This window comes from Ferrovibrio terrae, assembly GCF_007197755.1.
GTDB lineage: Bacteria > Pseudomonadota > Alphaproteobacteria > Ferrovibrionales > Ferrovibrionaceae > Ferrovibrio > Ferrovibrio terrae.
Window position 1 is genome coordinate 408909 of record NZ_CP041636.1, and the last position, 12530, is coordinate 421438.

12 protein-coding genes are annotated in these 12530 nt (G+C 63.3%); 3 read left to right on the plus strand and 9 right to left on the minus strand.

The features are described from left to right. The first annotated feature begins 4 nt into the window (after positions 1–4). Both FNB15_RS01915 and FNB15_RS01920 read left to right on the plus strand, forming a co-directional pair. The gene (locus FNB15_RS01915; protein WP_144067091.1) at positions 5–1072 is read left to right on the plus strand and encodes a hypothetical protein; all 1068 of its coding nucleotides are present in this window, start codon (positions 5–7) and stop codon (positions 1070–1072) included. 65 nt (positions 1073–1137) lie between these two features. After that, the gene (locus FNB15_RS01920) at positions 1138–1821 is read left to right on the plus strand and encodes a type 1 glutamine amidotransferase (RefSeq protein WP_144067092.1); all 684 of its coding nucleotides are present in this window, start codon (positions 1138–1140) and stop codon (positions 1819–1821) included. Positions 1822–2046: 225 nt separating this feature from the next. Here the strand turns inward: FNB15_RS01920 and FNB15_RS01925 are convergent, their stop codons facing one another. Continuing rightward, positions 2047–2679: a glutathione S-transferase family protein gene (locus FNB15_RS01925; RefSeq protein WP_144067093.1), complete on the minus strand. Its 633-nt coding sequence runs from the start codon at positions 2677–2679 to the stop codon at positions 2047–2049. Between the two features lie 194 nt (positions 2680–2873). Here FNB15_RS01925 and FNB15_RS01930 point away from each other — a divergent pair, with 194 nt between their 5' ends. Beyond that, positions 2874–3143, plus strand: coding sequence for a hypothetical protein (locus FNB15_RS01930; RefSeq protein WP_144067094.1), 270 nt, complete (start codon positions 2874–2876; stop codon positions 3141–3143). Positions 3144–3297: 154 nt separating this feature from the next. On the opposite strand, the gene ftsH is transcribed toward FNB15_RS01930, so the two are convergent. From ftsH to tolR, 8 genes are all read right to left on the minus strand, one after another. Beyond that, entirely contained in the window at positions 3298–5235 is a 1938-nt protein-coding gene (ftsH, locus tag FNB15_RS01935) for an ATP-dependent zinc metalloprotease FtsH (protein ID WP_144067095.1), read from the minus strand. Positions 5236–5383: 148 nt separating this feature from the next. Further along, the gene (gene tilS / locus FNB15_RS01940; protein WP_144067096.1) at positions 5384–6679 is read right to left on the minus strand and encodes a tRNA lysidine(34) synthetase TilS; all 1296 of its coding nucleotides are present in this window, start codon (positions 6677–6679) and stop codon (positions 5384–5386) included. 4 nt (positions 6680–6683) lie between these two features. Beyond that, positions 6684–7742: a tol-pal system protein YbgF gene (gene ybgF / locus FNB15_RS01945; protein WP_144067097.1), complete on the minus strand. Its 1059-nt coding sequence runs from the start codon at positions 7740–7742 to the stop codon at positions 6684–6686. Between the two features lie 162 nt (positions 7743–7904). Further along, positions 7905–8447 (minus strand): peptidoglycan-associated lipoprotein Pal, encoded by a 543-nt coding sequence (gene pal / locus FNB15_RS01950; RefSeq protein WP_144067098.1) that lies wholly within the window; start codon positions 8445–8447, stop codon positions 7905–7907. A 308-nt stretch (positions 8448–8755) separates the two neighbouring features. Then, positions 8756–9268 (minus strand): peptidoglycan-associated lipoprotein Pal, encoded by a 513-nt coding sequence (pal, locus tag FNB15_RS01955; RefSeq protein ID WP_144067099.1) that lies wholly within the window; start codon positions 9266–9268, stop codon positions 8756–8758. 407 nt (positions 9269–9675) lie between these two features. Next, positions 9676–11019, minus strand: a complete 1344-nt coding sequence (gene tolB, locus FNB15_RS01960) for a Tol-Pal system beta propeller repeat protein TolB (RefSeq protein ID WP_246068765.1) — start codon at positions 11017–11019, stop codon at positions 9676–9678. Positions 11020–11083: 64 nt separating this feature from the next. Beyond that, a complete protein-coding gene (locus FNB15_RS01965) occupies positions 11084–12040 on the minus strand; it encodes a hypothetical protein (protein WP_144067100.1) in 957 nt (318 codons plus the stop codon). A 42-nt stretch (positions 12041–12082) separates the two neighbouring features. Beyond that, positions 12083–12529 carry a protein TolR gene (gene tolR / locus FNB15_RS01970; protein ID WP_144067101.1) on the minus strand — a complete coding sequence of 149 codons (447 nt, stop codon included), beginning with the start codon at positions 12527–12529 and terminating at the stop codon, positions 12083–12085. Position 12530 lies beyond the last annotated feature (1 nt).

Genomic DNA, 12530 nt, shown 5'->3' on the forward strand with positions numbered 1-12530 from the left:
GATTATGAAGGAAAAATCAGTATGGAAAAGCTTTGAATCTATCATTGAAAATATACTGCGGGCGGAGCAACTCTATGTTCAAAAAGAACCTAATGGCATAAATCAGCCGTCAGCAGATTTTTTAGTTTCTGCAAATCAGATCACGGCGGCGGTGGAGGTAAAATTATATAGTTCAAGAGAAACTTCTCTTAATTCATTGCTACAATCTGCATTCGTTTTGGATGCGGCTCAGTCTGCTTTAAATGCACCCAAGTCAATTTTAATTGTGGGAAACGAACTTTCAAAAAGCGCAATAAAGAGCATTAACCTGCGCTTCCCAAAAATGATCGTATATGACTTATCAAAGCTTCTTCTGCTATTGGCAAAACACCCTCAATACACAGAAACATTTCATGAAATCATACGGCAAGCCCGCCCGTTTTCGTCAGATGCAGATTTTCTCATTGATAGTAAAAATGAGACCATAAGCATCATAGCCGACCTGAGCGCCCCAGATCATACGGCATCCGTCTTTGATAAGCCGACTGAAACCAGAAGTCGGGTGCACGGAAAAACTCTGTGGGAGCAATTGAATTCAGAAAATACCCGCGGGAGCTACAAACTATTCGAAACTAAAATGACAGAGGTTCTGAGGTATATCTTTGAAGGAGATCTCACTAATTGGGCTCGTGAAAAATCCACTCATTCTCGTGCATCGAGATACGATCTAATTGCCAGAGTCTCCTCCAATCACGATGTTTGGAAGTTAATCGCAGATCAATTCCGCTCTAGGTATATTATTTTTGAGTTCAAAGATTACTCAAAGAAAATTAAACAAGGCCAAATATACACGACAGAAAAGTACCTGTACCTAACTGCCCTGCGCTCTACGGCAATTATTATTAGCCGCTATGGAGCAGACAATAACGCAATTTCCGCTGCACGCGGCGCATTACGAGAGCATGGAAAGCTTATTATATTACTCGCTCTCGATGACATTAAGAAAATGCTTGATCAACGCGATCTTGGAAATGATCACAACAGCGTTCTCTCCGATTTAATGGATGATATGCTTATGAGATTGGAGCGATAAATGACACAAATACCAATCTCGCATACTCCCTCCATCAACAGGCCCATCTCTGAATCAGCGTAATAATGAAAATCGGCATCATCGAATGCGGGCCGGTCCCCGCGGCGCTGCAGGACACATACATCAGCTATCCGGCGATGTTCGCGGCGCAGCTCGGCGCGCTGCTGCCCGGCGCAAGCTTCACCACGATCTCCGTCGTGAATGGCGAGACGCTGCCCGCGCCGGAGGCCTGTGATGCCTGGCTGATCCCCGGCTCGCGCCACGGCGTCTATGACGACCTGCCGTGGATCGCACCGCTGAAAGATTTCATTCGCGAAGCAGCGCGGCTGAAACGCGCCCCCATCGTGGGCGTGTGTTTCGGCCACCAGATCATCGCCGAGGCGCTGGGCGGCAAGGTGGAGAAAGCCGCGATCGGTTTCCGTGTCGGCATGGAGCGGTATGAGACCACGCTGGGCGGTAGGTCAGGGAGCGTCACGATGCCGGCCTCGCATCAGGACCAGGTCGTGGTGCAGCCGCCGGACAGTGAAGTGGTGGCGAAAACCGCGGCCTGCGCCGTCGCCGGCCTGCGCTATCAAAATGCGCCGGTGCTGTCCGTGCAGTTTCACCCGGAATTCAGCCGCGCCTATCTGTCCGACCTGATCGACCTCCGGTCGCAGAAGGACGTGCAACCCGGTCTGGCCGATGCGCCGGACGGCGAGACGGATGGCATCGGCATGCGCTGGATCGCGGATTTTCTGGCCGGGCGGTAGCGACGAGCTCCCTTTCCGTTTCGCGCCCCAGATACGTCATCCCCGGACCCGGCGGCTTTGCCGACATACATATACTTTCGCGCAAAGCGCGATGGCCGGGGATCTCAGGCAGGACCCGGAATAACGTCGAGGGCAGGCCCCGGCATTCCCCTTGCCATCGAGGGTGGATGGATCCCCGGGTCAAGCCCGGGGATGACGAACTTGCGATGGGATGACGTATCCGCCTCACCCCAGCAGCAGGTCCATGCCCGGATCGCCCTTCAGCATGGCGCGCTGGTAGGCCGGACGCGCGCTGATCCGCACCAGATACTGCTGGATGCAGGGCCAGGGCGAGAGATCGTAGGGCTGAAAATGCCGCATGGTGGTGAGCGAGAACACCGTCATGATATCCGCCGCCGAGAATTCGCCAGCCAGATACGGCACTTTGCTCAGGCGCGTTTCCATCAGGCCGAGAATGCGCTGCATGCGCTGCTGCCCAAGCCTCAGCGCCGGATGATCCTCGGGCGGATTGAAGCGGCCGGACACCATCAGCCGCATGAAGGCCGGCTGCAGCGTGCCGTTGGCAAAATGGAACCAGTAGAGATAGTCGGCAAAGGCCGGGTCGTCCTTCGGCACGCTCAAACGCCCGTCGCCATGTTTCGCGATGATCCAGTCCACCACCGCGCCGGATTCCGCCAGCGTGACATCTCCATCCGTGATCACCGGCGCCGAGCCGATCGGATGCAGCGCGCGGTACTCTTCCGGCGCCATCACCGGCGCGCGGGCGTAGTGTTTCAGCTCGTAAGCGATCTCCAGCTCCTCGCAGAGCCAGACGATGCGTTCGGACTGCGACTTGCCGAGATGATGGACGGTGAGCATGCGGACTCTCTCTGGATCGGGCCTTCTGATGCGGCGGGAGGTTAGCATGACGGAAGGAAATCAACGAAGCGCGACTCTGGCGGTTCCGCGCTTTGTGAAATCTTTGTTGCCCCCTTGAAGCCGGCTGGCGCGAGGGCCAGATGCCGCCCGGGACCAAGCGAGTCAGTGTTTTCCGCATGTCACAGGGGGCCCCGATGTCCGACCCAGCCGATGCTCTGCCGGCCGCATTCCGCCAGTCCGCCGATATCCTGCAGGATGTGCGGCGCGCCGAAGCGCTGTTGCGCGCGACCTTCGATGCCGCCTGCCTCGACAGGCAGGGCCTGCTGGCCCAGCCGGACCGCTGCAGCGACGCGCTGACGGCGGCGATCCGCGCCCTGCTCGACGCCCAGAAGCGGCTCGCCGACACGCAATGGCCGCAGCCGGACTACCAGGCGGTGCATATGGCGGAAGACGCGGCGGCGTGAGAGACTCCTCTCCGCCTTCCCAAAATCGTCACCCCGGGCTTGACCCGGGGTCCCATTTCAAAGTTTTGCAAAGAAAAACGCCCGGCCCAGAATTGCTCCTGGCCACCGGGCGTTTGTCGTATTCGTCCGCTGTGGCGCTTACGCGCCGGCCACTTTATGCACCAGGCTGTGGCTCCGGCTCGAAGCCGCCCGGCTTGGCGCCGCCGCCGCGCGACGAGGTCGGCACGGCAGAGCGCGGGCCGGCATCGCTGCCGGGCGTCGGCGTCTTGTCATCGGGACGGATGATCTTCTCGCCACGCAGCAGCGCGCGCACCTCATCGCCCGACAGCGTCTCGTATTCCAGCAGCGCCAGGGCGATCTGGTCGAGTTCGGAGCGATAGTCGGTCAGGATGCGGCGCGCGGTCGATTCGGCCGTGTCGATGATGGTGCGGATTTCCTCATCGATCAGGCGCGCGGTGGCATCCGACACGTTCTTGCGCTGCGTCACGCTGTGGCCGAGGAAGACCTCTTCCTCGTTGTCCGAGTAGCGCAGGCGGCCGAGCTTGTCGCTCATGCCCCATTCGGTGACCATGCGACGCGCCAGGCCGGTGGCCTGCTGGATGTCGTTGGAGGCGCCGGTGGTGATGTTCTCCTTGCCGAAGACCAGCTCTTCCGCCATGCGGCCGCCGAACATCATCGCCAGGCGCGATTCCAGTTCGAGCTGCGACATCGACAGACGATCTTTCTCGGGCAGCGACATGGTGACGCCCAGCGCGCGGCCGCGCGGGATGATCGTCACCTTGTGCAGCGGATCGTGCTTGGGCACATGCAGGCCGACCAGGGCATGGCCCGCCTCGTGGAAGGCGGTGAGGCGCTTTTCCTCTTCGCCCATCACCATCGAGCGGCGCTCGGCGCCCATCATCACCTTGTCCTTGGCATGCTCGAAATCGGACATGGTGACGACGCGCTTGTTGCGACGCGCCGCGAGCAGGGCCGCCTCGTTCACCAGGTTGGCGAGATCGGCGCCCGAGAAACCGGGCGTGCCGCGGGCAATGATCTTGGGGTCGACATCCGGGCCCAGCGGGACTTTCCGCATATGGACGCGCAGGATGTGTTCGCGGCCGATGATGTCGGGGTTCGGCACCACGATCTGGCGGTCGAAACGACCCGGACGCAGCAGGGCGGGATCGAGCACGTCGGGGCGGTTGGTGGCGGCGATCAGGATCACGCCCTCCGTGGCCTCGAAGCCGTCCATCTCGACCAGCAGCTGGTTCAGCGTCTGCTCGCGTTCGTCGTTGCCGCCGCCGAGGCCCGCGCCACGATGGCGGCCGACCGCGTCGATTTCGTCGATGAAGATGATGCAGGGCGCGTTCTTCTTGGCCTGCTCGAACATGTCGCGCACGCGGCTGGCGCCGACGCCGACGAACATTTCCACGAAGTCGGAGCCCGAGATGGTGAAGAACGGCACGTTGGCTTCGCCGGCGATGGCGCGCGCCAGCAGGGTCTTACCGGTGCCCGGCGGACCGACGAGCAGGCAGCCCTTGGGGATCTTGCCGCCCAGGCGCTGGAATTTCTGCGGGTCGCGCAGAAAGTCGACGATCTCTTCCAGCTCGGACTTGGCTTCCTCGATGCCGGCGACGTCCTCGAAGGTGACGCGGCCATGGCGCTCGGTGAGCAGGCGCGCCTTCGACTTGCCGAAGCCCATCGCCTTGCCGCCGCCGCCCTGCATCTGGCGCATGAAGAAGATCCAGACGCCGATCAGCAGCAGCATCGGGAACCAGGAGATGAAGATGCTGAACAGCGGGTTGCCTTCTTCGGGCGGCGCCGCGCTGACGCGCACGCCGCGCTCGGTCAGCTTGGAGATCAGGCCGGGATCGTTCGGCATGTAGGTGGTGAAGCTGCGGCCGTCGCGGAAATGACCGGTCACGGTGTTCGAGCTGTTCTGCACGACCACGTCGGTGATCTGGCCGTTCGACACGTCGTTCAGGAAATCGGAATAGGCGAGCGCCTGGGCGCCGCTGCGCATCGAGGGGCCCTGAAACAGATTGAACAGCGCCACGACCAGAAGGCCGATGATCACCCACAGCGCCAGATTACGGCCGAACATATTCACGGAAGCCCGTTCCTTTCCACGCGAAACCCCACCCCGGCCCACAGTCCGCCGGAGACGGAAAAATTTTAGCCGATTTTAGCCGGCACAAACCATAGATATGCACGTCTCAGGGCTAAACAAGCGGTTACCGCCCGAGATTCTGCGCGATTCAGGCTGGAAATGCGGCTGGAAGCGCCGGCTGGAAAGAGATTGTTACATTGGCCGGCATTTGCCCCCAGCCAAGACCCGGCACGGCCAGCAGGCGGCCATCGGCCCGGCGCAGCGCCGGCAGAGCCGGCCATGCGACTTTAGGCAAAGCCAGCGTGGCCGCGGCGGGTAACGTGTCCCGGCCAAGCGGAGCAATGCTGACGCCACGGACCGGTTTCGCCACCGCGATGCGGAACCGGCCATCCCACAGCATGGCGGTCAGGGGCTGCGCGGGCGGCAGGTAGCGCGCCTCGCGGCAGACCAGCAAGCGCGCCTCGCCCTTGATCCTGGTCAGCAGGCAGCGATGCAGGGTCAGTGGCAAAGACTTTCCGCTGCGTAACGCCTCCAGCAGGCGCTGCAGGCCGTCCAGCCGCGGCGGCACGCTGATCCCGCCGATGGCGCCGAGCAGCTTGACCAGCGCACGCAAGGCCAGTTCGTCCTCGGCCGCGATCAGCCCGGCCGGATCGAGCCAGGCGCAGCCGGCCGGCGTCAGCTGCACGGACGCATGCAGCAGGTCGTAGGCGGCAGCGTCGAGCAGCGCGCGGGTGCGGGCGAAGTTCCTCGCGGTCTGCGCCAGATGCTGCACCAGTTCGGCGCGGTGTGCGGCGTCGTTGTCGCTGAGCAGGTCGAGGGCGGCCCGCACGCGCACGCGCTGGAACGAGGCATTGGCGTTGCTGGGGTCTTCGACCCAGGCCTGTTTACGTTTGTTCAGCGTCGCGACCAGCCGCGCCTTCGGCAAATCGAGCAGCGGGCGCAGCAGGATCAGGCTGTCCCCACGCAGACTGCGCGGCTGCATCGCCGCCAGCCCGTCGATGCCGGAGCCGCGCAGGGCGCGCAGCAGCAGGGTCTCGGCCTGGTCGTCGCGGTGATGCGCCAGCAGCAGGTGGCGGATGCCCTGCCGCGCACATTCTTCCGCCAGCAGCGCATAGCGCGCGTCCCTGGCCAGTGCCTGGCGATTGGCGGTGGGTTTGGTCTTCGCATCCCAGGTGAGGATTTTCGGCGTCAGCCCGGTCTTGCGCAGCAGACCTGCGACATGGCGCGACTCTTTCGTGGACTCCGGCCGCAGCCGGTGATCGACGATCAGCGGCAACACCGCGATGCGTCTTTTGCTGGCCCAGTCCGCAGTCAGCAGCGCCAGCGCCACGCTGTCGGCGCCGCCAGACACGGCAACGGCGAGCGCCGCGGGTTTGTCGTCCGCCAGCAGCGGCCGCAGGCAGCGGTCGAACTCCGCCGCACCCACTGCCCCCGCAGCCGTCATGGGTTTACTTGCAGCCGATCTTGGTGCGCTCGCGGGTCGCGGCGTCCTTCACATGCGGCGGCGCCGAGGCGAATTCCTTGCCGAGCTGGCCGAGTGCCGCGCAGGCTTCCGGGTTCTTCTTCATCGCCGACAGCGACATGCCGAGCTTCAGCAGGCTGTCGGGCGCCTTGGCGCTTTTCGGATAGCCCTGATAGCCCTGCAGGAAGGCCTGCGCCGCCGGCTCATACTGGCCGCGCACGTAATAGGTCTCGCCGAGCCAGTATTGCGCATTGCCGGCCAGTGCATCCTGGCCATGCGCGCTGACGAATTCGCGGAAGGCGGATTCGGCATCGGCATAGTCGCTCTGCACCAGCAGCTTGTAGGCGTAGTTGTAGCGCTCCTGCGGCGTACCGGCCGGCAGCTTGCCCCGGCCCGAGGCCGGCGCAGTGGCGCGCGCGGTCTGCTGATTTTGCTGCTGGGCGTTGTTGGTGGCAGGCAGCGGACGCCCCTGCGCATCGACCGGCACCGAACCCAGCACACCTTCGCGGGACGGCGCCTGACCCGGCGTGGCAGACGTCGAGCCGCGCGCGACCGGTGTGCCCGGTGCGGGCACGCCCTGCTGCTGTGCGGTCGGCTTCACCTGTTCGACGCTGCCCTGCTGCGGCTGACCAGCGGGCGGCTGGCCGCCGCGCTCAAGCTGGTTGAGGCGGAAATCGACATCCTCGACCAGCTTGTCGATGCGGCGATTGGCCTGGCTGGAGGCGAATTCCACTTCCTCGAAGCGGCCGGTCATCTGGCGGATCTGGTTTTCCAGCTCGTCGATGCGCGAGTTCAGCCGGTTGGCTGCGGACGAGCCGTCGCTGCTGGTATCGGTGAGGCTGCCGCCACCCGAAGACGGCGCGGAGGCAGGCGGCGTACCGCCGCGATAGACCTGACGCTGCAGGGTCTGCAGGTCACGCTCCAGGCGGTTGATGCGGTCGATGGTCTGGGCGTCCTGCGCCCATGCAGTCGTAAAGGCGACGGGCAAAGCCGTAGCAGCAAGCAGCAGGACAACAGACAGACGGGCGACGAGCGGCGCAGACATGGGCGAACCCCTGATGGACGAATCGGGCAGATTGCCGAGTTTACCGGGGTTTACGTCAAAAGCATGGCGACAAGCAACGGCGGGACGCAGATTTGCGCCCCGCCGTTGTGATCATCAGAGGTTCGCCGCCGTCTGCAAAGAGGGCGGGCGAACCTTCATCAGTTAGTTCTGCAGCGTGGTCACGCCGCGGCGGTTCTGCGTCCAGGCGCTGTCGTTGTTGCCGACAGCGACCGGGCGTTCCTTGCCGTAGGAGATCGTGGTCACGCGGCTGGCCGGGATGCCCTGGTTGACCAGGTAATTGCGCACCGCGGTGGCGCGGCGATCACCGAGCGCCAGGTTGTATTCGCGGGTGCCGCGTTCGTCGCAATGGCCTTCGACCACAATGCGCCACTGGCCGTTCCGCTTCAGCCAGGCGACCTGGCGCTCCAGGATGCTGACAGCCTGGTTGTTGAGCGAATGGGAATCGGTTTCGAACAGCACGCGGTCGCCGGCTTCCGTGGCCAGCTGCTGCTGGGCGCCTTCACGGCCGCCCAAGGTGCTGGTGCCGACGCCGCCCATCGGGCTGGTGGCAACACCGGTGCCTGTGCTGCCACGGCCGCCGGCACCGCTCACCGAGCTGTCCTGCTGCGGCGCGCTTTCACAAGCGGCCAGACCGAGCACAAGCACCGCGGCCAGCATGGACCGCACCATCGTAATACGCTGCATTTTGGGAACTCCCCTTTTTTGTTGCACTGCCCACCGTAAAGCTCACTGGCAAAGCTAAGCCTGGCTTTTACGGCGGAATGGCGAATCTTTTGCGGCAGAACTGCGGCGGAGACAGAAAACTCGCTCTATGCACCGAACCACTGGCCGAGAAAAAAGTGCCGCAATCCGACCCGAATAGCTGAATCAAACAGATGACTGACAGATTCAGCGCCGGAATCAAAACACCCGCCTGCTTGCGCAGACGGGTGTTTCAAAGAACTCCAGTGCAGCCGAGGCGTGCCCAGTGGGCTAACTTGGCCGCGCCTGAATTAGTTCGACAGGACCGTCACACCGCGACGGTTCTGGGCCCAGGCGGCCTCGTTCGAACCGAGAGCCACCGGACGCTCCTTACCGTAGGAGATCGTGGTGACGCGGTTCGCCGGGATGCCCTGGTTGACCAGGTAGGTCTTGACGGCATTGGCGCGACGCTCGCCGAGCGCCAGATTGTATTCGCGGGTGCCGCGTTCGTCGGCATGACCCTCGATGACAACCTTCCACTGGCCGTAGCGCTTCAGCCAAGCAGCCTGCTTGTCGAGCGTGGCCTTGCCGGCCGGCTTCACTTCAAACTTGTCATAGTCGAAGAAGACGCGGTCGCCGACGTTGACCTGGAAGTCCTGCACGGTGCCCGGCGCGATGCTGGCAGCCGGAGCGGCAGCAGTGGCGGTGGCGCCGCCGGCGCCGCTGGTCGAAGCGGTCGGAGCCGGATCGGACGAGCAAGCGGCAACGAGCATGCCCACGGCAGCCACGGCCAGGAACTTGGAGCCGAAGGTGTTGAGGCGCATTTTTATTATCCCTCCAAGGGTTTCGAGAAGTGAGTCAGGTACCTGAACAGCGAAGCGCAACTTGCGTTCCATGGTCGGGCTTAGAATCTTTGATCCGAACACGGAGCGTGTGACAGATCCCCAAGCTTTGCCGGTCGCCGCCTCAGGGCTGGAAACCATTTCCATAGCCAAGGGCAAACGTTGCCGGAACCCCGAGGTTCGAGCCATTACGTCACGATCGACTATATCGGCCGGTTTTTGGTGAATCAATAGGCCTAAGGGCTTGTAAAGACTAAACGGACCCCTGCGGCATTTCTGCAACAGGGGTCCGGATGAACCTAGTTACCCACAGGCTGGAGCCCTCGACTCGGCCCGGCCAAGCTTAAACTGCGCTTTTGGCCAAGCGCAGCTTGGCCAAAAGCGAGCAATCAGCGCACAAGAGCCGATAGCGGCGACCAGGCCGGATCGGAGGCATCCGCCGGGGTGGGAATTTCCCGCTCGTTGAAGCCGGTGAGGTCGATCGAGATCAGGCGCACGCGCTGGCCACGGCCCTGCGCGTTCGATGGCGTCTCGCGATAGAACATCAGCACGCGACCATTCGGCGCCCAGGTCGGTGCTTCCTGCACCACCGCGTTCGACGACAGGATGCGCTCGCCCGAACCATCGGGACGCATCACGCCAATCGAGAACTGGCCCTGATACTCCTTGGTGAAGGCGATCAGGTCGCCGCGCGGCGACCAGACCGGCGTCGAGTAGCGGCCCTGGCTGAAGCTGACGCGCTTCTGGTCCGAACCATCGGCATTCATCACGTAGATCTGCTTGGTGCCGCCGCGATCCGAGTTGAAGGTGATGCGGCGACCATCGGGCGCGAAACTCGGCGAGGTGTCGATGCCCGGATCGGTGGTCAGACGCTGCCGCTGTCGCGTGCGCAGATCCATCATGTAGACATCCGAATTGCCGTCAGACGCCAGCGACATGATCACGCGATTGCCGTCCGGCGAGAAGCGCGGCGCAAAGGTCATGCCGGGGAAATCGCCGACCAGTTCCTGCTGTCCGGTATCGATGTTGAACAGGTAGACGCGCGGCTTTTCGTTGAAATAGCTCAGATACGTGATTTCCTGCTGGCCCGGGCTGAAACGCGGCGTCAGCACCAGGAAGCGGCCATCGGTAAGCATACGATGGTTCGCGCCATCCTGGTCCATGATCGCGAGGCGCTTCACGCGACGATCCGGCGGGCCGCTTTCCGAGACATAGACGATGCGGGTGTCGAAGTAGCCGTCTTCGCCGGTGACGCGCTTGTAGATCGCATCGGCGATCAGATGCGCCAGGCGACGCCAGTTGTCGGGCGTGGTGAACAGCGCCAGGCCGGTCATCTGATTTTCGGCGGCCACGTCCCACAGGCGGAATTCGCCGCGCAGGCGGCCATCGGCCTGCATTTCGATGCGGCCGTTGACCAGTGCATCGACATTGATCACGCGCCAGTCCTGGAAACGCGGCTGAACGCGCATCTGGGCCGGCGACTGGATATGCGCCTTGGGATCGGCCGGCTTGAACAGGCCGGAGCGTTCGAGATCAGCGCGGATCACGGCGGCAACGTCAGTGCCGATCTTCAGCGCCTGCGGATTGTCGGCATCGAAATCGGAAATCGCGATCGGCACCGGCTTGAAGTTGCCGCGCGTGATGTCGATCTCGACCGCGGCGCGCACCTGCGGCGCGACCAGCACTATCGCCAGCAGCGCCAGCACCCAGCTGCGCAGATTGGCCTTCATCATGCCAGCCGCCGATCGGTGGCGGGGCAAACTCGGCATCCGAAGCATCACTGTCTCCCTGTCATTTTTATCCGCCCAGCATCATGCGCGGATCGAAGTTCAGAATGATTTCCTGGCCCCACTTGTCGCGGTCGCCCGGCGGCAACTGGAACGGCACGGCCTTGAGCACGGCGCGACGCGCGGACTCAGCCGCAGCGCGATAGCTTTCGTTGCCCGGAATGAACATGCGAGCCTGATCGACGATCTCAGGCTGCTGGCGCAACGAACCGTCTGGATTCAGGCTGAAACGGATGCGCACCTGAAGATTGCCCGCATCCTTGGCGCCAATATCGAACTGCCACTTGTCTTCCACCTGCTTGCGGATGAAATCCTTCTCGCTCATCGAAATGGGCTGATTGGGATTCGACGGCCCCTCGGCGCGCGGCGCGGCGGCCGGCGGCGTGCGCGAGGCGGTCTGCGGCGCCTGCTGCGGCGTCGGGGCCGGCGGCGCCTTCATCTTGTTCACCAATGCCGCGACATCCGAGAAGTTCGGCGTCTTGCTCTTGTCTTCCGTGCGCTGCTGCGTCGGCTTGGGCGGCGCGGGCTTCACTTCCGGTTTCGGCTTCTCGGCCACCTTCGGCGGCTCGGGCGTCTCGACCACTTCCTTGGGCTTGGGCAGCGGCTTGGCAGACGGCTGCGGCTCGGGCATCGGCTGCGGCTTGGGGGCCTCGGCCTGCTTGGGCGGCTCAGGTGTCGGCGGGGGAGGCGGTGGCGGCGGGGCGGCCGCCTGCGGCTGCGGCTTGGGCGGCTCGGGCGCGGGCTTGGCTTCCGGTACCGGCTCTTCCTTGGGCGGCGCCTTGGTCTCGACGACCTGCGGCTGCGGCTTGGGCACGTTGGTCTTCTCGGCAATCGGCGCGAACTCGGCCAGCACGACCATCGGCTCGGGCTCGCGCGGCTTCTCCCACCAGTAGGGCAAGCCGAAGATGCCGACCGCCAGAATGCCGGCATGCAGGCTCGCCGAGAATATGTAGGACTGTCGCTGCACCCTGCCCTGACCCTCTACTCTTACGCCTTACCGACCGCCCGGTTAACGCCGGGGGGCGGCATTGGGCGGATTGCCGACCAGCGCCACCTTGGTGAAGCCGCCGGTATTGATGACGCCCATCACTTCCAGCACCTTGCCGTAATTGATGGCCTGGTCGCCGCGCACGAAGATGCGGCGCTCGGACGCGTTGCCGGCAATCGCCTGCAGACGCGCCACCAGCTGATCTACTTCAATCGGGCTTTCCTGAAGGTAAACGACGCCCTTGGCGTCGATGGTGACGCTTAAGGGTTCGTCCTGGCCCTGGATCGCCGCCGCCTGGGTCTTGGGCAGGTCGACCTGCACGCCGACGGTGAGCAGCGGGGCCGCGACCATGAACACGATCAGCAGCACCAGCATCACGTCGACCAGCGGAGTCACGTTGATTTCCGACATCGGCGCGCGCCGCATGCGGCCGCCGCGGGTCGAGCCGCCTCCGGTGGACATACCCATG

Bases quoted from the DNA above. Each gene is read 5' to 3' on its own strand.
- FNB15_RS01915 (WP_144067091.1), top strand. From the start codon at position 5: ATGAAGGAAAAATCAGTATGGAAAAGCTTTGAATCTATCATTGAAAAT.
- FNB15_RS01920 (WP_144067092.1), top strand. From the start codon at position 1,138: ATGAAAATCGGCATCATCGAATGCGGGCCGGTCCCCGCGGCGCTGCAG.
- FNB15_RS01925 (WP_144067093.1), bottom strand. From the start codon at position 2,679: ATGCTCACCGTCCATCATCTCGGCAAGTCGCAGTCCGAACGCATCGTC.
- FNB15_RS01930 (WP_144067094.1), top strand. From the start codon at position 2,874: ATGTCCGACCCAGCCGATGCTCTGCCGGCCGCATTCCGCCAGTCCGCC.
- tilS (WP_144067096.1), bottom strand. From the start codon at position 6,679: ATGACGGCTGCGGGGGCAGTGGGTGCGGCGGAGTTCGACCGCTGCCTG.
- ybgF (WP_144067097.1), bottom strand. From the start codon at position 7,742: ATGTCTGCGCCGCTCGTCGCCCGTCTGTCTGTTGTCCTGCTGCTTGCT.
- pal (WP_144067098.1), bottom strand. From the start codon at position 8,447: ATGCAGCGTATTACGATGGTGCGGTCCATGCTGGCCGCGGTGCTTGTG.
- pal (WP_144067099.1), bottom strand. From the start codon at position 9,268: ATGCGCCTCAACACCTTCGGCTCCAAGTTCCTGGCCGTGGCTGCCGTG.
- tolB (WP_246068765.1), bottom strand. From the start codon at position 11,019: ATGATGAAGGCCAATCTGCGCAGCTGGGTGCTGGCGCTGCTGGCGATA.
- tolR (WP_144067101.1), bottom strand. From the start codon at position 12,529: ATGGGTATGTCCACCGGAGGCGGCTCGACCCGCGGCGGCCGCATGCGG.